We start from the raw sequence: 20236 nt of genomic DNA on the forward strand, positions 1-20236 counted from the left end.
TGAGCGATAGTTCGAAGGCGACAAGCTCGCTGCACCCACAAGCGTTCGTGTGTGCGGAACCCGGCGACCGCGTGACCGCTCAGCCGTCGACGGCGACCAGCAGGTCTCGCAGCAGGGCGTCGGGGTCGAACAGGATCACCAATCCGTCACTGACTACGCGCCGCGTGCCGGGATCGACGGGATCAACGGCTGCCCACGTCCTTCGTCCAATACCGACCTCGACGACGAGGCCCCGGGACAACTGCAGACGCCGCTCCTGGATAGCGCCGAAGTCCCCGGTACGAATGAGCTCAGCTCGCGGATCGAAAAGGCTGAACCAGTCATCGGCGTCGAGCAGCAGTTCAGGGTGTTCTGTCAGAACGACCAGGTCCACATCGGAGGTCGGGGTGGCGTCTCCTCTGGCATGAGACCCGACCAATCCGACAGCGACGACGCCCTTGAGGCTCGTGCCCATGCGTCCGGCCACGGCCAGAACCACCCGAACGTCAACAGGCCAGCTCAACCCAGCCTCGCTGATCCGTTCGCCAATGGTCTGTAGCAGCGACGTGGCGGATCCTGGCGAGGCCGGGGCTCCGGCCCGACATCCGCCATCGCGTGTTCAGGGTGCCTCGACGCTGCTGATGCGGTAGCGCCGGACGTCGGCGCCGCGCAGCTCCGGGAGCTTTCGGACGGGACGGTCGGCATCGGGGTCGCTGCTGCGGAATGCGTCGAGGTCGGCGTCGGTCTCCCATCGCTCGTAGATGACGATGCGGGTGGGATCGATCGGGTCGGGCGCCTGCAGGAAGTCGAGGCAGCCGGGGAAGGCCCGGGCCCGGACGGCCACGTCGTAGGTCAGCGCCAGGTACTCACCCCGCAGGTTGGCGTCGACGCTCAGATGTCCGGCGATGATCAGCATCGCCGCACGGTAAGCCCGCTAGTTCGGTAGAGCCCGTGCGGCGACTGGCAGCGGACCGTGCCGAAGTCGGCGCTGCAGGTAGACCCCGAGCGGGCCGTCATGTCGCCGCGGACGGCTGGGTGGCCCGCCGCCGGATCAGGACGACGACCGCCAGGACGACGAGCCCGAGAAGCGCCCCCGCCACGGCGGCGGGGAGCAGCAGGCGCACCCACTCGGCCAGCGTGGGCGACCAACCGGTCGCCAGGTAGTCGACATAGCGGCGCGGCTGGTTCGCGGCGTTCGGCAGCGGTGAGTACGAGTAGTAACCCTGCTCGTCGCCGTCGCCGCGCCACCACCACCAGTACGTCGCGAGCACACCGAGCACGGCGAACGCCGCCCCGGCAACCGCAGCGGCACCCCATCGCACGACCCCACGCATGTCGGCAGCCTAGGTGAGGCCAGGGACCGCGCGGCCGATCGAGGTCAGTTGGCCTCCGGCAGCGGGGCGTCCGGGTCCAGATCGAGGCCGAGTTCGCGGACGTTGCTGCCGATGAGCAGCCACGCCTGCTCGGTGAGCTCGGCGGTGAGGGTGGCCCGGGGCAGGTCGCGGGTGCTCTCCAGCCACCAGGCGGCGGTGGCGTCGACCAGCCCGACGACACCGACGATGACGCGCTCGGTGCGGCTGACGTCCAGGCCGAGCGCGCGACCGTAACCCTGGACCAGCGTCGTGATCTCCGCGGCGAAGGCGGCCTTGGCATCCGTGGCGCCGCGGGAGTCCTTGGACCGCACCGCGTAGGCGTGCTGGGCGACGAAGCGGTACAGGTTCGGGTGCTCCTCGACCCAGCGCAGGTGCTCGTCGATCGCGGCGCCGATGATGCTGCGCGCCGATCCGCCGGTGGCCAGGCCGGCGCGGATGCGGGCGCCGATCTCGTTGCCGATGTGGGCCGAGACGGCGAGGTCGAGGGCGCGCTTGCCGTCGAAGTGCCGGTAGACGTGCGTCCGCGGCACTCCGGCGAGCTCGGCGACCTGGGCGGTGAGGACGTCCGGGCCGTGGCGTTCGATCGCGTCGATGGCGGCGTCGATGATCAGCTGGCGGCGTTCCCGCCGGTGCGGATCCCATCGCGTCGACCGCCCGTCGCGGGCCGCCGCGGCGTCCGGTTCTGCGGCCATTCGCCCAGCTTAGAGGCAGCAGGCGCCGCCGATCTCGATCCGGAGCCATTACCTGCGACAGGTTGTCAAAGACATATCTGCCTGGTACGAGTTGTGACAGTAACAAGTGTGCAGCTCGTCACACCGCGATCGGAGCCCCCGTCATGACCGCCTCGGCACCCCTGCGCAGCACCCCCGACCCCCGTCCCGATGACGGCCGGGACTCGGTCCGGAAGACGGCCAGTCGGCTGCTGTCGTCCAGCTCGCGCAACAGCTACGACCCCGGCCTGGACGTCGACTGGGACGCGCCGGTGGACCTGCCGATGCGCTACCTGCCCTACGAACGGACCTCGCTCTACGGCACCCCGCTCTGGGAGCAGCTGGACGAGGAGCAGCGGCGCGAACTGTCTCGCCAGGAGCTCGCCTCGATCGCCTCCACCGGCCTGTGGTTCGAGATCATCCTCATTCAGATGCTCGCCCGCTGGGCCTATCACCAGGACCCGCAGGACCCCCGCACGCAGTACGCCCTCGCCGAGATCGGCGACGAGACGCGCCACGTCATGATGTTCGCCAAGTCGCTGCAGCGCATGGGCGTGCCGACCTACCGGCCGCACCCGGTGATCCACCACCTCGCCCGCATCTACAAGGCCACCGCCAAGGGACCGACCCTCTTCGCCCCGGTGCTGGTGGCCGAGGAGATCCTGGACCGGCTGCAGCGCGAGACGATGGGTGACGAGTCGATCCATCCCCTGGTGCGCATGGTCAACCGCATCCACGTCGTGGAAGAGGCACGTCACGTGCGCTTCGCCCGCGAGGAGGTCGCCCGGCAGATGCGCGACATCGGCCCCGTCGCCAAGGTGATCAGCAACCTCGTCACCGCCCTGGTCGCGTCGTTCGTGACGGCGTCGGTCATCAACCCCGACGTCTACGAACAGGTCGGGCTCGACCGCGACGAGGCGCTGAAGGCCGCACGGAACAATCCCCACTACGCCGAGTCCCGGCGCTGGATGGGCGAGAAGATCATGAACTTCCTCGCCGAGCAGGGCATGGTCACCTGGTACAGCAAACCGTTCTACAAGGCGGTCAGCCTCATCTGAGCATGACGATCCCCGAGCCACTTCCGCCGACGGTGTCGGTGGGCCGGCTGGACGGGCCGGCGGCTCGGGGATCGGGTAGCTGTCCGGGAATTGCTCGCCGCCGCGCACTCGCGGTGGTGGGCGATACCCATACTTTGGGTGCTGCGGGGCTAGCGGGCAGCCACCTCACGTGTCCTGAAAGTATTCAACTTCGGACCACCTCCTCTCTCGTGTACCGCCACGGTACGACGGAGATCGGGACCCGGCAACGGCGTTTCGCCGGCAGCGCAGCGGCGCGTCGAGACGCGGGTCAGAAGTCGCAGAGGCGGCGGATCTCGGCGTCCAGCTCGGGATGCCGCGCTCGCTCGACACCGTCGATAGCGACGATGTCGACGGGCCCCCGCGTGGAGCTCAGCAGCCACACCGCGTCGGCACTGCGCAGGTCGGCGACCGAGCCGAGCACCCACTCGGTGGTGAAGCCGGCCGACGCGGCCCGCTCGTAGAGCAGTGCCTGCGTCGTGCCGCCGAGGATGCCGGTCTCGCCCAGCGGGGTGGTGCGCAGCGTCCGGCCCACCGCCCAGACGACGGTGGCGGTCGGGGCCTCGAGCACCTTGCCGTCGCTGCTGACGAAGACGACATCGTCCGCGCCACGGCGTGCGGCCTCGCGCTGCGCCGCCATGTTCACCGCGTAGGAGAGGGTCTTCACCCCGCCGAGCAGCCAGGGGGCGTCCCGGAAGGCGGTCGAGGCGAGCCCGCGTCCCAGGGTGACGACGCGCAGGCCGTCGCGTCGCTGCCGGAAGGTCTCGGCCCCGATGGGGCTGATGCGGGCGAATCCGGTCGGGCCCGCGCCGTGGCCGCGGGTCAGCACGAGCTTCAGCGCCGCCTCGCCGGTGCCGTCCCACGCCGCCACAGCGTCGGCGACCAGGAGCCGCCAGGCCTGCGGATCGAACGGGATCTCCAGGGCAGCGGCGGAGCGGGTGAAGCGGGCGATGTGCGCGTCCAGCTTGTGCACCGAGCGCGACCCGTCGGCCGTCACCATGACGCGGCAACCCTCGAAGCAGCCGTCACCCCGCACCAGACCGTCGTCGTCGGCGCGGGCGAGGGGGTCCTCGGCGGGCAGCACGCCCCGACCGAGGACGGCGAGCACGGGCGCAGGGTCTGCCGACACGGCCTCAGGCTACCTAGGATGGCGCTGTGACCGGCCACGACCACAGCGGTGCCGCGGTCGACGCCGAGACCGGCGCCGCCGACCTCGCGGCCCGGCTCCGTGCCCGCGGCATGCGGATGACCCCGCAGCGCGAGCAGGTGCTGGCCGCGGTGCGCCGCCTCGGTCATGCCACCCCGGAGCAGATCGCCGAGACGGCCACCGACGTCGACACCGCGACCGTCTACCGGACCCTGGAGCTGCTCGAGGAGCTCGGCTTCGTCCGCCACACCCACCTGGGGCACGGGGCGCCGAGCTACCGGCCGGCCGAGGACGACCACATCCACGTCGTCTGCCACACCTGTGGCGCCGTGGTGGACGCCGAGCCCGTGCTCGTCGACGAGCTGGCCGGCCGACTGCTGGAGCAGCGCGGATTCGTCCTGGACCGCAGCCACTTCACCGTCTTCGGCCGGTGCCGGGACTGCGAGGCGAACCGGGCCGACGGTGCCCCGCCGGAACAATCCGGCACCGCGGGACGCTGAACCCGACGATGAGCACCGTGACCTTCGACCCGTCCCTCGCCGTCCCCGGCACCGGTCGCGACGCCGGTGTGGCGTGGCACTACGGCGACCCGCTCCGTGAGCAGCGGCTCGCCGACACCCGTGCCGCGGTCGTCGACCGCAGCCACCGCGACGTCCTCGTCGTCGGTGGTCCGGAGCGGCTGGGCTGGCTGCACTCGATCTGCTCGCAGCACGTCGCCGACCTCGGTGAGGGCGAGTCGACCGAGGCCCTCGTCCTCTCGCCCCACGGACACGTCGAGCTGCACTGGCAGCTCACCGAGATCGCCGGCGCGGTGTGGCTCGACACCGAGCCCGGCGACGGCGATGCCTCGCTGGCGTACCTCACCAAGATGATCTTCATGAAGCGGGTCGAGCCGGCGGACGTGAGCGCCGCCCGGGCGGTGCTCACCGTCCTCGGACCGCAGACCCCGGCGGTGCTCGCCGCTGCCGGCCTCGCCGTCCCCGCCGGGCCGGGTCTCGCCGAACCCCTGGACGGCGGCGGTTTCGTCCGCCGGACCGCTGGTCCGGGATCGGACGCGGCCGACCTGATCGTCCCCCGTGCCGACAAGGACCGCTACCTCCGCGCGCTGGCGGCCGCGGGCGCGAACCCGGCGGGGCTCTGGGCCTACGAGGCGCTGCGGGTGGCCCAGCGGTCACCGCGAGCCGGCAACGAGACCGACCATCGCACCATCCCGCACGAGGTCGGCTGGATCGGACGGGCCGTCCACCTCGACAAGGGCTGCTACCGCGGACAGGAGACGGTGGCGCGAGTGCACAACCTCGGTCGCCCGCCGCGCCGGCTCGTCCTGCTGCACCTGGCCGGCGAGAGCGACGAGCTCCCCGAGTCGCAGACGCCGGTCGAGTCGAACGGCCGCAGCATCGGTTTCGTCGGAACGGCCGTGCATCACTACGAGCTCGGCCCCATCGCCCTCGCCGTCGTGAAGCGCTCCGTGGCCGACGACGCCGAACTTGTCGTGGCAGGCGGAACGGCGCGGATCGACCCGTAGCGGCACCGGGCAGCCCCGCGACGGCGTAACCCTTTCGGCGGGACGACGTTGGGCTCTGTGAAACCGGAGTCAGGAGTCTTGCTGTGGCCACCCCCCGTCGCCCCCTCGCCGCTGTCCTCGTACTGCTCGGCGCCCTCGCCGTCCTGCTCGGACCGGTCGCCCCGACGCGCGCCGCCCAGGCCGCGCCCGTCGACTGCGGCTACCCGGCCGCGGCCTGCGAATGCCCGACGCTGTCCATCAGCACCACCACGCCCGCGGTCGGCGAGCGGCTGCAGGTGACGGGACGGAACTTCATCGGCGACACCAAGCTGACCCTGCGCCTCAAGCCCGCCGACGGCGGTACCGGCCGGCAGTTCAACGTGGGCACCGTCCGGACCTCCGCCACCGGCACCTTCGCCACCAGCTTCGTCATGCCCGCGGCCACCATCAACCGCGGCGCCTACGACCTGCACGCGGTGAACGGCCGACCACGACCCGAGGTGACCGCCGCGGGCGTCGGCTGCCCCGTGGACCCCAGCCTGCGGCTGCGGGCCAACGGTGACAACGACAACCGCGGCCCCGACAGCAACGAGCCCTCGACGGCCTTCACCGGCGTCAACCTGATGTGGCTGCTGCTCGCGGCGGCCGTCCTCGTCGCGGTAGGGCTCTATGTGAACCACCGCGGCCGGGCCAAGAAGAACACCGTCCGCTCCATCCACGGCTGATCCTGGTTGCGCCCCCGCCTCACCAGGGCGTGGGGCGGGTGAGCCGGGACGGCAGGGTGGTCCGGTCGTCACCACGGGCAGCCCCGAGCTGCGCCGTGGTGAGGAAGAGCGCCTCGTCCAGCCGGGCTCCACGCAGATCGGCGCCGCGCAGGTCGGCACCGATGAGGTCGGCACGCTGCAGCTGCGCGTCCCGCAGATCGGCGCCGATGAGCAGGGCGCCCCGCAGGTCCGCCGAGCGCAGGTCGGCGCCGCGCAGCGATCGTCCCGCCCGGTCTGCGTGAGCAAGGTCCGGGCCGTCCCCGCGGACGAGCGCGCTGCCCCGCCGCAGCAACGGGGCGACCGACGCCCGGGCGGCCTCGGTGTCGACGTCGGCGACGGCGGCCCGTCCGGCGAGCGCGTCGATCCGGGCGGTGGCCGAGGCCAGCTCCGTGACGAGCGAGTCACAGGCGGGACGCCCGGTGAGGTCGTCGAGGTACCAGAGCAGCTCGTGCAGCCGCATCACCACCGGCAGCGCCGCGAAGAGTGACCGGGCGCTGCGTGGCGAGTCGCGCCAGTCACCGCCGACCGAGGCGCTCACCCGCTGCCCGGCCCCGAAGCAGTCGAAGGCGGCGCAGCCGGGGAAGCCACTGTCGCGCAGCCGGTCGTGGATGCCGCAGCGCAGGTCGGTGGCCAGGTGGCGGCACGGCTCGCCAGCAGGCTTGGCGATGGCGAAGTCGGCTGGCGAGGCGAAGGCCAGGCCGACACAGCAGAGCGCGAGGCAGTTCCCGCAGTCGGCCCGCAGCGTGGTCACCCGTCGATGCTGCCACCAGCGGCACAATCGCAGACGTGTCCCCGGCCGAGCGACCCGTCGCCACCCACGACCCGCTCCCGGCAGGACTGCGCGGCGTCCTGCCCGCCCTGCGGTGTCCGGTCTGCGGTGGCGGGCTGGCCGCCGCAGGCCGATCGCTGCGCTGCCCGGCCGGTCACAGCTTCGACCTCGCCCGGCAGGGCTACCTCGCCATGCTCACCGGCCGGGGGGTGAGCACGGGCGATTCCCCGGCGATGGTGGCGGCACGCGCGGAGGTGCTCGCCGGCGCGGCCTACTCCCCGGTGGTGGCGGGCGTCGCCGAGGCCGCCGCGGGGGTACTCGCCGGGCGGAGCGCACCGCTCGTCCTCGACCTCGCCGGCGGCACCGGCGCCTATCTGACGGCGGTCCTGGACCGGGCACCCACCGCCGCCGGCATCTGTGTCGACGCCTCCGCTCCGGCGCTGCGCCGCGCAGCACGCGCCCACCCCCGGGCGGCCGCCGTCAGCGCCGATGCCTGGGGACGGCTGCCGCTGGCCGACGACGCCGTGGACTGCGCCCTCTCCGTCTTCGGGCCACGCTCCGCCGCGGAGCTGGCACGGGTGCTCGTGCCGGGTGGCGCCGCGGTCGTCGCCGCCCCCGCTCCGGACCACCTCGTCGAGCTCGTCGAACCGCTCGACCTGCTGCGGGTGGACCCCGACAAGGACGCGCGCCAGGCACGGACCTTCGCCGGTTTCGCCGTCGCGGAGACGACCACCGTCCGGCAACGGGCGAGGCTGACGCGGAGCGAGGCCCGTGCCGTCGTCGGCATGGGCCCGAGTGCGGCGCGACTGGATCCCGACGACCTCGACCGCCGGCTCTCCACGCTCCCCGAGGTCGTCTCGGTCACCCTCGCCGTCGACATCACCGTCTACCGCGTCTGACAGCGAAGGCCGGCGCGCGTACGCCTCCGGTTTGCTCATGGGCCGGGGCCGGGAAGGCCGTTCGGGTGCGGGCACCCGTCCGCGAACGGAGGTCCATCGTGACTGCCACCTCGAATCCGGGGGCCGATCCCGCGCCCGCACCGGAGGACATCAAGCACGATCGTCATCGCCACCCCGGCCGGGACCACCAGCCGGGCACCGACCTGCGCGCGGGTCGCCGTCAGGTCGCCCGCAGCCGCGGCGCCCTCAGCGGCATCCTGCTGCTCGTCCTCGGCGTCTGGACGGCGGTGATCCCGTTCGTCGGGCCCTACTTCGACTTCGCCTTCACGCCGCGTCCCGACGATGCCTGGCACTGGACCTCCGGCCGCGGCCTCTACGAGCTGCTGCCGGGCGCCGTGACCGCGCTCGCCGGCCTCGTGCTGCTGGTCAGTGCCAGCCGGGCGCTGACCGTCCTCATGGCCTGGCTCGCGGCGGTCTCGGGGGCCTGGCTCGTGGTGGGACCCTCGCTCGACCGGCTGCTCGACGTCGGCACGGGCGCGCCCGACGCCACCGGGGACAGCAAGACCGTCGCCCTCGAGCTGCTCTACTTCTTCGCCGTCGGCGTCGCCATCGCCCTGATCGCGGGCATCGCGCTGGGACGGCTCTCCACCCACAGCGTCCGCGACGTCCGTGCCGCCGAACGGCGCGCCGAGGCCGAGGCGGCCGAGCAGCGCCGGCTCGAGGCGGAGCAGGCGGCCCGGGCAGAACAGCAGCGACGCGCCGCCGAGGTGGCGGCCACGGAGCGGCGCGATCACGACTCCCGCAGCGCAGCGGCCGCCGAGACGCGCACCGACACCCCCGCCGAGACCGGCAGCCGGCCGGCCGGCGACACGGCTGCGCATGCCGAGCCGCGGACCGACGTCCCGACCACGGAGCAGCCTCGCGACCCCGCCGGCTACTCGGGTCACCACGGCTACGGAGCAGGGCCGGGCGATGCCCCGGCCCAGCAGGCACCCCCGCCGGGCTATGTGCGGGCGAACCAGGGCAACCCGGAGCCACCCCGCCGCTGAACCGCCGCCTCATCGATGCCCGCCGCACCTCACCGTGCGGCGGGCATCGCTGCGTCAGCCCTGCCCGCCCGACGTGTCTGTCGTCTCACCCGGCCGGGACCCGAGCAGCTGCAGCGTGGCCTCGTCGGGAAGGCCGCCGAAGAAGTGGTCGAGGACCTCAGCGAAGATCGGCTCGTCGGGTGCGACCGCCGCGAAGAGCGTCACGCAGGAGCGCAGTTTCAGGGCGTCCACCGAACCGCAGAGCTGCTCGGCCGAGGAGGTACCGGACTCACAGGCAGCCTGGCAGGCCGCGCGCAGCCGCGGTCCCAGGACGGGGTGGCGCAGGTACTGCCGCGCCTCGTCGGCGTCGGCGAGTGCGAAGTGTCTGGCCGTGGCGCTGCGGCCGAGACCGTCGAGTTGGGGGAAGACGAACCACATCCAGTGACTGCGCTTGCGGCCGGCGCGCAGTTCGGCGAGCGCGCGGGTGAAGGTGGCGTCCTCGTCCTGGGCGAGGACGAAACGCTGCAGCGAGGCGGTCGTCATGCCGTCAGCGGTACCCGGTCCGCCCGTCCGGCACGACACCCAACGGCTCGAGACGAGGGTGGGAGCGCCCGTCGGCGCCGGTGACGGGCGGGGACGCGGCAGAATGGGCGGACGTGCCTGCCCGGACCCGCGCCGCGATCGCCATGTTCGCCGTCGGCTGGGGCGCCAACCAGTTCACCTCGCTGCTGCTGGCCTACCGCGCCGAGCGCGGCGTCTCGATCGCCACCGCGGACGCGCTCTTCGGCAGTTACGCCGTCGGCCTGATCCCGGTGTTGCTGATCGGCGGGCCGCTGTCGGATCGGGTGGGGCGCCGCGCCATGGCCCGCGCTGCCGTCCTGTTGTCGCTGCTCGCCACCCTGGTGCTGATGCTGGGGACCGAGGGCACCGGCTGGCTCTACGCCGGGCGCCTGCTCGCGGGCGTCGCCTCGGGAGCGGTCTTCGCGCCGGGCACCGCGTGGGTGAAGGAGCTCTCCGCACTGCCCTGGTCCACGACGGGTGACGCCGCGGCCGGTGCCCGCCTGGCCGCCATCGCCCTCTCGGCCGGGTTCGGACTGGGTCCGCTGGTCGCCGGCCTGCTCGCCCAGTGGGCCCCGCACCCGCTGGTCACGCCCTACCTCGCCCATCTGGCCGTGGTCGCGACGGCCGGCTTCCTGGTGTGGCGGACACCCGAGACCGTGACCCAGCGTCGCGGCCGGGTGCTCGCCCGCGTCTTCGCCCCGGCTGCCCGCACGCCACGCTTCCGCGGCGTCGTCGCCCCGCTGGGCCCCTGGGTCTTCACGGCGGCGTCGCTGTCCATGACGTTGGGACCGGCCCTGGTCACAGCCCGGACCGGCGGCTTCGCCCTCGGCTTCGCGGCGATCGTCGCCGGGGTCACGCTCGGCACCGGTGTGGCGGTGCAGCCGCTGGCCCGGCGCCTCGACGCCGCCGTGGGCGCGCGCACCTCGGACGCTCGATCGCTGCGGCTGGGTCTCGGCAGCTGTGTCGCAGGCTGCCTGGTGCAGGCAGGCACGGCGGCGACCGGAGCGCCGGTGCTGGCTCTGGCAGCGGCCGTGCTGCTCGGCGCGGGGTACGGCTTCTGCCTCGTCGCCGGTCTGCTGGAGACCCAGCGGATCGCCGCGGCCGAGGATCTCGCCGCCCTGACGGCCACCTTCTACGCGCTCACCTATCTGGGCTTCGCCGCGCCCCTGGTCGTGGCCGCACTGCACGAGGTCGCGGCGTACCCGCTGCTGCTCCTCGGTGCCGCGGTGCTCGCCGCCCTCACCCTGGGCGTGGTGGTGCGCAACGCCACCCGCACCAGGATCGCGCTGCGGTAAACCGAATTGCGCACAACTTATCCCCTAGGCGACACCTTCGGAGCCTGATGAGCGGCACCCTGGCAGGCTTCGTCGCCCAGATCACGAACAACAACAACACCGCGGCCAGCGGCTACCTGACGATGCAGGAGACCAGCGGCAGCACCACCTGCAACAGCAACGGCGACACCCCGACCTCCACCAGCACCGCCACCAACGCCATCACCTGCAACATCAACAAGTTCAACGGCAGCACGACGATCGTCCCCGGCCAGTCGGTCACCGCGACGGTCACGATCAAGAACACCGGCACCGTCGCCGCCAACACCTTCACCCTCACGCCGGGCACCTGCAGCCAGGTCCTCGGCACCCGTCGCCAGCGACACCGGCACCACCACCGCGCAGGCCTACACCGGCTACTGGCGCATCGGCTGGGACAGCCTGGCCTTCTGGCCCAACCAGCCCACGTCGGCCTACGTCAACGGGTCGCTGGCCTACGCCGCCGTCTACACCGACGCGCTCACCGCCGCCCAGGTCGCCGCCCACTACACCGCCGGCGACTGACGGCACCGTCGATACTGGGGTCATGACGACTCTCGGTCTGCCCGACACCGTCGACATCCGCGAGGTCGGCATGCGAGACGGTCTCCAGCTCGAGGCGCCGGTCCCGCTGGCCGACAAGCTGCGGATGCTCGCCGCGATCGTGGCCACCGGCGTCCGCCGCGTCGAGGTCACCAGCTTCGTCTCGCCGAAGGCGGTGCCGGCACTCGCCGACGCCGACGAGCTCGCGCGGCACCTCGACGACTATCCCGGCATCGACTTCTCCGCCCTCGTCGCCAACACCCGCGGTGCCGTCCGCGCCATCGACGCCGGGGTCACCAATCTCGAGTACGTGGTCTCCGCAGCCGATTCCCACAGCCGGGCCAACGCCGGTCGTGACACCGCCGCCGCGGGGGAGGCCATCGCGGAGATCGCCGGATTGGCGCACGCCGCGGGCGGCCAGCTCGAGGTGATCGTCGCGACCGCCTGGGACTGCCCCTTCGACGGACCCACCCCACCGCAGCGCACCCTGGACGTCGTCGCCACCGCGGTCGCCGCCGGCGTCGACCGGCTCTGCCTCGGCGACACCATCGGCACGGTGACACCCCGCCGGGCGGTGGAGCTGGTCGAGGCCGTCCGGGCTGCCGCTCCCGGCATCCCGGTCGGCGCGCACTTCCACGACACCCGCGGCACCGGCCAGGCCAATGCGCTCGCGGTGCTCCAGGCCGGTGTCCGGCAGCTCGACGCGAGCGTGGGCGGGCTGGGCGGCTGTCCCTTCGCCCCCGGCGCCAGCGGCAACATCGCCACGGAGGAGCTCGTCTACTGGACCGAGGACGCGGGGGTCCGCTCGGGACTCGACCTCGCCGCCGTCGTCGCCGCGGCCGCCGTCACCGAGCGCGCCGTCGGCCATCCGCTGCCCAGCTCGCTCGCCCGCGCCGGCGGGCGCTCGGTGCCGCTCGGCACGTTTCGGGGCTGATCGGCGCGACCGCCGAGGCACACGGCGAACCCTGCGCCGTGCGGGATCCGGATGACGGCAGCGAAAAGTGGGCATCACCTTCACCCTGAAGTTAAGCTGCCGTTATTGCGGGGATGTCAGGTGCGCGGGAAGGGCTCGTTATGGACATCGACGCCGGCAAGCCTTCGCCCGGGTACCAGCGGCGGATGGATGCCGCCATCGAGGACTACGTCGCGCACGGTTCCCGCCGTCCCGGCCGGGGCCGGTGGTGGCAGCTCGCGCGTGTCGTCAGCTTCGTCGTCGGCGGCATCGCTGTCGTCTCCCTCACCGACGGCCTCGGTGCCCCGTGGCAGGTGGCCTCGTGGTGGGCCGAACCCGTCGCCATCGAGAAGTTCGTCCTCTGGACGCTGCTGTGGCAGCTGCTGGGCCTGGGACGTGGGATGGCGCCCTTCGGCGTCGGCGCGCTACCCGGTGTCGCCGGTCTGAGCTACTGGCTGACGCCGGGGACCATGCGGCTGCCGCCCTGGCCCGGCCGTGTCCCTGCCACCGGCGGCACCCGCCGCTCGCTGCTCGACGTCGCCCTCTACGCGCTGGTGCTGGCGCTCGGTGCGGCACTGCTCGGCTTCTCCGGCACCGTCGACGGCGTACTACCGGCACCCGGCGTCCTCGCGCTGTTCGGCGCGCTCGCCCTGCTCGGGCTCCGCGACCGGACGCCGCTGCTGGCCGCCCGTCCCGAGATCGTCGTGCCCTTGCTGGTGGTCTTCCTGCTGCCGGTGGGGGACGTGACGATCGGGCTGAAGCTGGTGCTGGCCTCGCTCGGCTGGCTGGCCTTGGCCGTCGCCGCCAACCGCCACCTCCCCTTCGCGGTAGCGACCACCCTCACCGACGCGCCGTGGCTGCGCAGCGAGCGTCACCGGCGTGCGCTCTGGTCGCGCGACGACCACGACCTGCTCCCCGGTGATCTGGCCCGCCGCAGCGCGGGCGTCCTGGTCGCGGTGGGACTCGTCCTGCCCGGCGTGCTGCTCTTCGCGCGTGGGGGCGCCCTCACCACGGTGGCCGTCTGCCTGGCCGTCTTGGTGCTCGTCCTCGTGGCGGCGGCGCTGCCGAGGCGTGGCCAGCTCGAGCTCACCGCCTTCGGTGTCTACCTCGTCCTCGCCGTCTTCGGTCACGCTGCGAGCGCCGGGTTCCGGGACCTCACCGCACCGGGCCCACTCGCGGTGCTCGCCGTCGTCCTGGTGGGCGGCATCGTCCTGGCCGCCACCGCCCCGCGATACAGCGTGGTCCTCACCCCGTGGCGGCACGCGGCCGCAGCCGGGCCGGTGAGCCTCTGGTTGCTGCGCCGCGACGCGGTCGGCCGCTTCGACGTCCCGCAGCTCGAGGACGACACCGAGGCGCGCCACCTACGGGACCTTGCCGTGCTGGCCCTGCACCCGAACGGACGGGCTCTCGACGGCCTGGTGCGGCGCGCCGTCGCCCGGCCGGACGACTACCTGCCGCGCTCGGCCGAGTTCATGGCCGGGGCCGCGCTCGGCTGGAGCCTCGACACCGGCCACGCGCAGACCCGGCAGCTGCTCGCGGCGATCCAGGAGCGCTGCGCCTTCGACCCCGGCGAGCTGCGCGTCGTGACCCTCGCCGCGCACTCCGCGCTGCGCACCGACTACCGCTACCGCGTCCTGGACGCCGACACCGGGCTGGTCGAGGACGGCTACGTCGACATCGACGACATGGTGGACCGGGTGCCGTGGCGCGATCCCGCCGCACCGGCGATCCCGGTCGAGGTCCACTTCAGCGTCACCGCCGCCACCGGTTACACCGCGCCGCCGGCCTTCGACCTCGCCCCGCGCGACGCCGCCGCGCAGAGCGTCGCGACGGCCGACCGACGCCCGAGGCCGCGACCCGCGCCGGGGCCGGTGCCCCGCAGCCTCACCTCGCGAGTGACCCGTCCTGTGCCCAGCCCGGTGCGGCCGTGGGCGCGCAGCGAGACGGCCGCCGCGGCCCGCATCGAGACTCCGGCCGGCATCGAGCCCGTCGCGGTGGCCGGCTCAGTGGCTCGGGCGGTGGCGCGGCCGGGCGGCGACCCGGTCGTCCGCCCCCGTCCCGCGCCGGGCGGGCAGCCCGGCCCGGCTCCGACCGCGCGGCTGCTCGGGGCTCGGACGGCTCAGGCGAAGGGACGCAGCTGGTAGTCGCCGACGGTGGTGGCGACGAGCGTGCCGTCCTCACCGTGGACCTCGGTGGTGAACTCGAAGGGCACCTTGACCCCCGGCTGCGCGGCGGCGGAGATGCGGTCGATCTCCTCGTCGCTCATGGCCGCGGTGGCGGTCAGCCGGCTCGTCCCCGGCCGCAAGAAGTCGATCTTGATGTTGCGGACCAGCGGGTAGTGGGTCGAGGTGTCGAAGGTGGCGTAGTGGATCGCGCCGCCGAGGACCTCGGCGACGGTGAAGATCACGCCGGCGTAGACGACGCCGAAGTGGTTGCCGTTGCCCTCGAACGGGACACTGGCCTGCACGAAGCCGCGCCGCAGCTCGGTGAACTCGACGCCCATCTGATGGGCCCGGGGGATCAGCTCGCCCAGGGCGGTCGTCAGCTGCTGGGCGGGGGTGGGTTCGCCGGTCACGCCGCGGATGCTAGCGCTCTTGCCCCGGTCCACTAGGTTCTCGTCCGTGGCACACGCGACCGGCGGCAGCATCGCGGTACTCGGCGAGGCACTCATCGACGTCGTCGAGACCGGCGACGACGAGCCCCGGCTGGCGCGCCCCGGCGGCAGCCCCTACAACGTGGCCGTCGGGCTGGCCCGGCTCGGTCAGCCCGCTGCCTTCGTGGGACGCCTCTCCCACGACCCGCTGGGGACGATCCTGCGCCGGCACGCCGAACGCTCGGGTGTCGACCTGTCGCTGTCGGTGGACGCCCACGAGACGACGACGGTGGCCCTCGTCGAGCTCGTCGACGGCATCGCGCAGTACCGCTTCGGGGTGGACGGCACCGCGGACTTCCGCTGGACCGACGCCGAGCTCGCCGCGGTCGGTCACGACGGGCTGGCCGCGCTCCACTTCGGGTCCTTGGCGTCCTGGCTGCCGCCGGGCGACGCCGCCCTGCTGCGTCGGGTCGGCGAGCTGCGCGAGCACGTCCTCGTCAGCTACGACCCCAACGTCCGGCCGCACCTGCAGCCCGATCGCGCCGCTGCGCGGCGGCAGATCGAGGCCGCGTTGCCGCTGGCGCACCTCGTGAAGACCAGCGACGAGGACCTGGCCTGGCTCTATCCCGATGCCGACCCCGACGACGTGGCGACGGCATGGCTGGACCTCGGTCCCTCGCTGGTCGTCGTCACCCGCGGCGGCGAGGGTTCGGACGCGATGCACCGGGGCGCGGTCGTCCGGCGGCCGGTGCGCACCGTGGCCGTCGTCGACACCGTCGGCGCCGGGGACGCCTTCATGTCCGGTCTGCTGGACTCCCTGGCCCGGCGCGACCTGCTGCACCCGCAGCGGCTGGCCGCACCCGCCGACGTCCTGGGAGCGGTCCTGGACGATGCCGCCCTCGTCGCCGGCATCACCTGCTCCCGCGCCGGCGCCAACCCGCCGCGGGCCGCGGAGCTCCTCGACCTGCGATAGCGGCTCCCGACCGGGACGGTTCAGCCGGCGTCGCGCTCGCGGGCGGTGATCGCCCGCGCGGCGGCGGCACGGTGGGCGAGGTCCAGGATGAGGCCGGCCACGACGCCGGCCGTCACCAGCGGCACCCAGATCCAGATCAGCGTGGTGCGCAGGTCGAGCGCGTCCAGGACGAAGAGGACGAGCACGTAGAGCAGGAACGGGGCGACCACCGCCGCGATCACCCGCGCCCGCGCGGCCGAGTCGGCGCGGAGCACGGCGAGGTCGGAGAGCTTGCCGTCGGCGGGTGCGGCCGGCCCCTTCTCGGCGCGGGCGGTCCCCTTCTCTGCCTTGGCGGCGGCCCTGCTGTCGGCCTTCGCGGCCTTGGCGGCGTTCTTCTCGGCCTTGGCGGCAGCCTTCTTCTCTGCCTTCGCAGCAGCCTTCTCGGCGCTCGTGTCATCGGGTGCGGTCGCCGTCGTCGTGGGCTCGGCGGCAACGGCGGGCTCCGCCGCCGGAGCCAACGGGTGGTCCTCGGCTGCGGCGACCTGCGGGATCACGGTGGTGACGGCGCTGGGAACCGGCTCGTCCAGGACCGGGTCCACGATGGGCTGGATCCGCGCGGTGCTGCCCTCGTCCGTCAGCGGCGCAGCGGGGACAGCCGGCACGGGGCCGGTGTCCGCGCCGCCGGCGAGCATGGTCTCGATGACGTCCAGCCCGCCGGAGGGGGTGTCGGGATCGCGATCCTCGTCGGCCTGTCGTCGTGCCTCGCCGCGCGAGTGCCGACCCGGCCGGGGACGGGATCCGGCCTCTCGCTGCTCGGAGAGCACCGGCGCCGACGCCGTCGCGTCGCCGTCATCGTCCGGTGCCGAGTGCCGCCCCATCCTCACAGTCTTTCAAATGCCGATTTCGACAGGTGGTCGCCGCGCGGTGACCACTAGACTCCCGTTTCTGCACACCGAAGGAGATGCCGTGCGGGCCCGTCTCAGTCGCAGCACCAGGATCGCGTCGCTGCTCGTCGCCGGAGCACTGGCGCTGACGGGCTGCGCCACCGTCGTGGACGGTTCACCGAAGACGGAGAACGCCCCGAACGTGAGCCTCGGCGTCAAGGGCGTGGACGCCAACAGCGCGTTCGACACCCTCGCGCAGAATGCCATCAGCGACGTCGAGGCGTTCTGGAAGGTCGAGTACCCGAAGATCGACAACGGCAAGTCGCTGCCGCCGATCAAGGGCGGCTACTACTCGGTCGACGGGCGCCGCGTGGCCTTGACCCGCAGCGCCGCCGGGCAGCCGGTCGAGAACAACGGCTGCGCCAAACGCAGCATCAGCGGCCTCGTCGACAACGCCGCCTACTGCAGCATCGACGACTCGATCCTCTGGGACCGCTCCGACAAGCACCTCTTCGTCGAGCTCCAGAAGAAGTACGGCGACTTCGCCATCGCCCTGATCTTCGCGCACGAGTTCGGTCACGCGGTGCAGGGCCGGCTCGGCATCTTCGACAACCGGCCCAAGGTCATCTACACCGAGTCGCAGGCGGACTGTGCCGCCGGCGCCTGGGCGGCGGCCGCGGTGGACCGTCGCGCACCGCACTTCCGCGACGTCACGCTGGCCAAGGTGGACGCGGCCCTGGACGGCTTCCTTAACGCCCGCGACAGCACGCCGGAGAACTTCGACGACATCTCGCACGGCAACGGCTTCGACCGGCTGTCGGCGGTGGCCGACGGCTTCGACCGCGGCGTGCAGTACTGCTACAGCGACGGCTACTACGCCTCGCGCACCTTCACCGAGCGGCCGTACTACAGCGAGCAGGAGGAGGAGCAGGGCGACAACACGCCGTTCGACCAGGTCGTCGACACCAGCAGCGACAACCCCTTCGTCAACGACCTGAACCGCTTCTGGATCACCGCGGCGCGCAGCATCAACAAGACCTTCCGTCCGGTGAAGATCGCCGAGGCCGACCATCCGAAGTGCGGCGCGTCGTCGACGTCGGAGTTCGGCTACTGCCCGGACGACAACACCGTCTACTTCAGCGAGGGCTTCGCCCGGAAGGCCTACAACAGCCTCCCCGCCGTCCAGATCGACCGGAGCAACGGCGACGTCACCCTGCTGAGCAACCAGCCGGCGGACTTCGCCCTCGGCACCATGCTCTCCATCGGCTGGGGTTTCGCCGTGCGACACCAGCTCTTCAACCGCGACCTCGACGACGGGGCCGCCCTGCTGGCCGGGGTCTGCTACACCGGCGCCTACGCCAAGGACATCAACGTGGCGCCGGGCACGACCCGTCGCTTCACGCTCTCGCCGGCCGACCTGGACGAGGGCGTGGCGGCCCTGCTCGACGAGGTCCCGCAACCGGCCGCCTACGGCGAGCGCGGCACCACCGGACTGCAGCGCATCCAGTCCTTCATCACCGGTTACACCAAGGGCCTCACCGGCTGCTGACCTGTCCCGCGGTGCGGACCGTGGACCACGGACGAGCGGACCGGCCGCTGCGGAATCCTGTCCGCAACGGCCGGTCCGGCGAGATCGCACGGTGACGTTCCCCCTCACCGTGCAGCAACCCGCGCCCCCCGACAGGGGTTGCTCTCGTTCGATCTCACTCACCATGACGACGCACCACCCCGGTCGTGTCGCGGTTCGGCACACCGACTTCACCCGAATGAGGACGACGGGACCAACGTCCCGCCATCTCGGCGCCTTCGTTCGCCCTTCCCAAATTCACAGCTCTCTTCTAAGGTCGCGATGGGTCACCGCAGCCATGACATTTTGCGCGTGGAGACCAACTCGTCGCCGTGGGAGGGCCTTGATGGGCAGCAGCATGCGCAGGACCCCGTCGCACTTTGCATCAGTCAACGTTGTAGTGAGCCCGGCGCCCACGGGCGGTCAGTTCAGCGCATCGGCTTCGTTCTCGCGCGATCTGGAAATCTCGTGGACAGTTCCATCGATGGGCGAATACTTCTGCGGCACCTCGAGTAACGGATATGCCACTTCGGCGTTCGCCGGAGCTGAGGCGTACCCCAACGACGGCTGCGGACATAAGCAAGCCAGCGCTTTGTCCGATGGCAGCGACAGCGTGGACGAAACTGTCGAGCCGCAATGTTGATCTACGCAGGCACTCGTAAGCTTGGCGTACAAGGCCGGACCGCGTCGCGCACAATCGCGGCCGTCAGCGTTTGTTTGACGGCCGCGTGTACCTCGGCGTCACCACAGCAGGGGCCGTCTCTCGACACGACACCAAGAGGTGGCTCTAGGGCCACGACTCTGAAAGCAATGGGTTCGGGCGACGTCGGCGCTTTCATACCTAATAGCAAGCCTGGCCTTGACTACGTCTTCCTGCTGCGAACAATGTGCGTTTCGAACGGAGTTGCAAAAGTTAGAGCTGTGACGGCGGCGGGCGCCACCGGCGGTACAAGAGTGGTGACGTGGGCGTTCCGGCCGGAGACTTACCGGGGAATTCGGTCACCACTTCCGCTCGCCGGCTCGGTGCGGCAAATGCGAGGGTTCGACCGGACCTCCGTCAGAGCGGTCTGCGCAACAAACAGGGGCGACCTACTCGCAGTAAGTATATCGCGCACCGCAGCCGACAGAGGGTCGATGCAAGGCGTCAAGGTCGTTTATGGCGACAAGAAGGCGGCGTTTAGCCAGTATTCGGTCACGATGTGCGCTCAGAAAACGTGCAGATAGTTCAAGACAAATCCGGCGTCGAGCTCCGGGGCCCACGCAAGAGCCCCGGAGCATCACGAGACCACCATTACCTCGTGTGACGCCGGCAGCCAGCCGCGCCGTCACGCCGACTCTAGGACAGGCCCTGCCACAGTCCCACGTCGATCATCACCCTGACCGGAACCGGCGCTGCCGCGCTCAGGCCGGCCAAGGGCGGGCTGGGACCAATGGCTCGTCACCTCGGCGCCTTCGCCCCCCTTCCGGTCCGGCGGGGCCCCTAGCCTGAGGACGTCGTTCGGTCCGGGCGCGATCGCGAGCCGGCCGGCTCGCCGCACCGGCGCGCCAGGCGCCCACCGCACCGACTCCCCATGGCACGGCGCAGCCGATTCGCCGTGCCCCTCACGACGAAGGATGCGCCG

General features: G+C 72.2%; 21 protein-coding genes. 11 read left to right on the forward strand and 10 right to left on the reverse strand.

Features of this window, described 5'->3' with window-relative positions:
* Window positions 1-79: 79 nt before the first annotated feature.
* The 4 genes from AC0NZQ_RS02165 to AC0NZQ_RS02180 form a co-directional block, all read right to left on the reverse strand.
* Window positions 80-466, reverse strand: a complete 387-nt coding sequence (locus AC0NZQ_RS02165; RefSeq protein WP_474527992.1) for a nucleotidyltransferase family protein — start codon at window positions 464-466, stop codon at window positions 80-82.
* 132 nt (window positions 467-598) lie between these two features.
* A complete protein-coding gene (locus tag AC0NZQ_RS02170) occupies window positions 599-895 on the reverse strand; it encodes a putative quinol monooxygenase (RefSeq protein WP_474527993.1) in 297 nt (98 codons plus the stop codon).
* Between the two features lie 97 nt (window positions 896-992).
* Entirely contained in the window at window positions 993-1313 is a 321-nt protein-coding gene (locus AC0NZQ_RS02175) for a hypothetical protein (protein ID WP_474527994.1), read from the reverse strand.
* Window positions 1314-1357: 44 nt separating this feature from the next.
* Entirely contained in the window at window positions 1358-2044 is a 687-nt protein-coding gene (locus AC0NZQ_RS02180) for a TetR/AcrR family transcriptional regulator (RefSeq protein ID WP_474527995.1), read from the reverse strand.
* A gap of 143 nt (window positions 2045-2187) precedes the next feature.
* Here AC0NZQ_RS02180 and AC0NZQ_RS02185 point away from each other — a divergent pair, with 143 nt between their 5' ends.
* A complete protein-coding gene (locus AC0NZQ_RS02185) occupies window positions 2188-3120 on the forward strand; it encodes an AurF N-oxygenase family protein (RefSeq protein WP_474527996.1) in 933 nt (310 codons plus the stop codon).
* Window positions 3121-3409: 289 nt separating this feature from the next.
* On the opposite strand, the gene AC0NZQ_RS02190 is transcribed toward AC0NZQ_RS02185, so the two are convergent.
* Window positions 3410-4267, reverse strand: a complete 858-nt coding sequence (locus AC0NZQ_RS02190) for an aminotransferase class IV (RefSeq protein WP_474527997.1) — start codon at window positions 4265-4267, stop codon at window positions 3410-3412.
* 26 nt (window positions 4268-4293) lie between these two features.
* Between AC0NZQ_RS02190 and AC0NZQ_RS02195 the strand changes: the two genes are divergently transcribed.
* The 3 genes from AC0NZQ_RS02195 (at window position 4294) to AC0NZQ_RS02205 (ending at window position 6514) form a co-directional block, all read left to right on the forward strand.
* Window positions 4294-4785 (forward strand): Fur family transcriptional regulator, encoded by a 492-nt coding sequence (locus AC0NZQ_RS02195; protein ID WP_474527999.1) that lies wholly within the window; start codon window positions 4294-4296, stop codon window positions 4783-4785.
* Window positions 4786-4793: 8 nt separating this feature from the next.
* The gene (gene ygfZ, locus AC0NZQ_RS02200; protein ID WP_474528000.1) at window positions 4794-5810 is read left to right on the forward strand and encodes a CAF17-like 4Fe-4S cluster assembly/insertion protein YgfZ; all 1017 of its coding nucleotides are present in this window, start codon (window positions 4794-4796) and stop codon (window positions 5808-5810) included.
* 83 nt (window positions 5811-5893) lie between these two features.
* A complete protein-coding gene (locus AC0NZQ_RS02205; protein ID WP_474528001.1) occupies window positions 5894-6514 on the forward strand; it encodes a hypothetical protein in 621 nt (206 codons plus the stop codon).
* A gap of 19 nt (window positions 6515-6533) precedes the next feature.
* Here AC0NZQ_RS02205 and AC0NZQ_RS02210 read toward each other — a convergent pair whose 3' ends face one another.
* Window positions 6534-7304, reverse strand: coding sequence for a pentapeptide repeat-containing protein (locus AC0NZQ_RS02210; RefSeq protein WP_474528002.1), 771 nt, complete (start codon window positions 7302-7304; stop codon window positions 6534-6536).
* Between the two features lie 86 nt (window positions 7305-7390).
* Here AC0NZQ_RS02210 and AC0NZQ_RS02215 point away from each other — a divergent pair, with 86 nt between their 5' ends.
* Window positions 7391-8221, forward strand: coding sequence for a putative RNA methyltransferase (locus tag AC0NZQ_RS02215; RefSeq protein ID WP_474529399.1), 831 nt, complete (start codon window positions 7391-7393; stop codon window positions 8219-8221).
* A gap of 98 nt (window positions 8222-8319) precedes the next feature.
* Window positions 8320-9270 (forward strand): hypothetical protein, encoded by a 951-nt coding sequence (locus tag AC0NZQ_RS02220; protein WP_474528003.1) that lies wholly within the window; start codon window positions 8320-8322, stop codon window positions 9268-9270.
* 54 nt (window positions 9271-9324) lie between these two features.
* On the opposite strand, the gene AC0NZQ_RS02225 is transcribed toward AC0NZQ_RS02220, so the two are convergent.
* Complete coding sequence (locus AC0NZQ_RS02225; protein ID WP_474528004.1) at window positions 9325-9792, reverse strand: DUF1810 domain-containing protein; 468 nt, start codon at window positions 9790-9792, stop codon at window positions 9325-9327.
* Window positions 9793-9905: 113 nt separating this feature from the next.
* On the opposite strand from AC0NZQ_RS02225, the gene AC0NZQ_RS02230 reads away from it, so the two are divergent.
* Window positions 9906-11105, forward strand: coding sequence for an MFS transporter (locus AC0NZQ_RS02230; protein ID WP_474528005.1), 1200 nt, complete (start codon window positions 9906-9908; stop codon window positions 11103-11105).
* Window positions 11106-11217: 112 nt separating this feature from the next.
* On the opposite strand, the gene AC0NZQ_RS02235 is transcribed toward AC0NZQ_RS02230, so the two are convergent.
* Window positions 11218-11424: a hypothetical protein gene (locus AC0NZQ_RS02235; protein ID WP_474528006.1), complete on the reverse strand. Its 207-nt coding sequence runs from the start codon at window positions 11422-11424 to the stop codon at window positions 11218-11220.
* Between the two features lie 246 nt (window positions 11425-11670).
* On the opposite strand from AC0NZQ_RS02235, the gene AC0NZQ_RS02240 reads away from it, so the two are divergent.
* Both AC0NZQ_RS02240 and AC0NZQ_RS02245 read left to right on the forward strand, forming a co-directional pair.
* A complete protein-coding gene (locus AC0NZQ_RS02240) occupies window positions 11671-12600 on the forward strand; it encodes a hydroxymethylglutaryl-CoA lyase (protein WP_474528007.1) in 930 nt (309 codons plus the stop codon).
* A 140-nt stretch (window positions 12601-12740) separates the two neighbouring features.
* Entirely contained in the window at window positions 12741-14762 is a 2022-nt protein-coding gene (locus tag AC0NZQ_RS02245) for a DUF3556 domain-containing protein (protein ID WP_474528008.1), read from the forward strand.
* On the opposite strand, the gene AC0NZQ_RS02250 is transcribed toward AC0NZQ_RS02245, so the two are convergent.
* Window positions 14738-15193, reverse strand: coding sequence for a PaaI family thioesterase (locus tag AC0NZQ_RS02250; RefSeq protein ID WP_474528009.1), 456 nt, complete (start codon window positions 15191-15193; stop codon window positions 14738-14740). The two genes, AC0NZQ_RS02245 and AC0NZQ_RS02250, sit on opposite strands and share 25 nt — an antisense overlap.
* Before the next feature lie 46 nt (window positions 15194-15239).
* Here AC0NZQ_RS02250 and AC0NZQ_RS02255 point away from each other — a divergent pair, with 46 nt between their 5' ends.
* On the forward strand, window positions 15240-16184 hold the full coding sequence (locus tag AC0NZQ_RS02255; protein WP_474528011.1) for a carbohydrate kinase family protein: 945 nt from the start codon (window positions 15240-15242) through the stop codon (window positions 16182-16184).
* Between the two features lie 20 nt (window positions 16185-16204).
* Here the strand turns inward: AC0NZQ_RS02255 and AC0NZQ_RS02260 are convergent, their stop codons facing one another.
* Window positions 16205-17041 carry a hypothetical protein gene (locus AC0NZQ_RS02260; protein WP_474528012.1) on the reverse strand — a complete coding sequence of 279 codons (837 nt, stop codon included), beginning with the start codon at window positions 17039-17041 and terminating at the stop codon, window positions 16205-16207.
* An 88-nt stretch (window positions 17042-17129) separates the two neighbouring features.
* On the opposite strand from AC0NZQ_RS02260, the gene AC0NZQ_RS02265 reads away from it, so the two are divergent.
* The gene (locus AC0NZQ_RS02265; protein ID WP_474528013.1) at window positions 17130-18596 is read left to right on the forward strand and encodes a neutral zinc metallopeptidase; all 1467 of its coding nucleotides are present in this window, start codon (window positions 17130-17132) and stop codon (window positions 18594-18596) included.
* Window positions 18597-20236: the final 1640 nt, after the last annotated feature.

The organism is Jatrophihabitans sp. sgz311053, from assembly GCF_056135305.1.

Bases quoted from the DNA above. Each gene is read 5' to 3' on its own strand.
- AC0NZQ_RS02170 (WP_474527993.1), bottom strand. From the start codon at position 895: ATGCTGATCATCGCCGGACATCTGAGCGTCGACGCCAACCTGCGGGGT.
- AC0NZQ_RS02175 (WP_474527994.1), bottom strand. From the start codon at position 1,313: ATGCGTGGGGTCGTGCGATGGGGTGCCGCTGCGGTTGCCGGGGCGGCG.
- AC0NZQ_RS02180 (WP_474527995.1), bottom strand. From the start codon at position 2,044: ATGGCCGCAGAACCGGACGCCGCGGCGGCCCGCGACGGGCGGTCGACG.
- AC0NZQ_RS02185 (WP_474527996.1), top strand. From the start codon at position 2,188: ATGACCGCCTCGGCACCCCTGCGCAGCACCCCCGACCCCCGTCCCGAT.
- ygfZ (WP_474528000.1), top strand. From the start codon at position 4,794: ATGAGCACCGTGACCTTCGACCCGTCCCTCGCCGTCCCCGGCACCGGT.
- AC0NZQ_RS02225 (WP_474528004.1), bottom strand. From the start codon at position 9,792: ATGACGACCGCCTCGCTGCAGCGTTTCGTCCTCGCCCAGGACGAGGAC.
- AC0NZQ_RS02240 (WP_474528007.1), top strand. From the start codon at position 11,671: ATGACGACTCTCGGTCTGCCCGACACCGTCGACATCCGCGAGGTCGGC.
- AC0NZQ_RS02245 (WP_474528008.1), top strand. From the start codon at position 12,741: ATGGACATCGACGCCGGCAAGCCTTCGCCCGGGTACCAGCGGCGGATG.
- AC0NZQ_RS02260 (WP_474528012.1), bottom strand. From the start codon at position 17,041: ATGGGGCGGCACTCGGCACCGGACGATGACGGCGACGCGACGGCGTCG.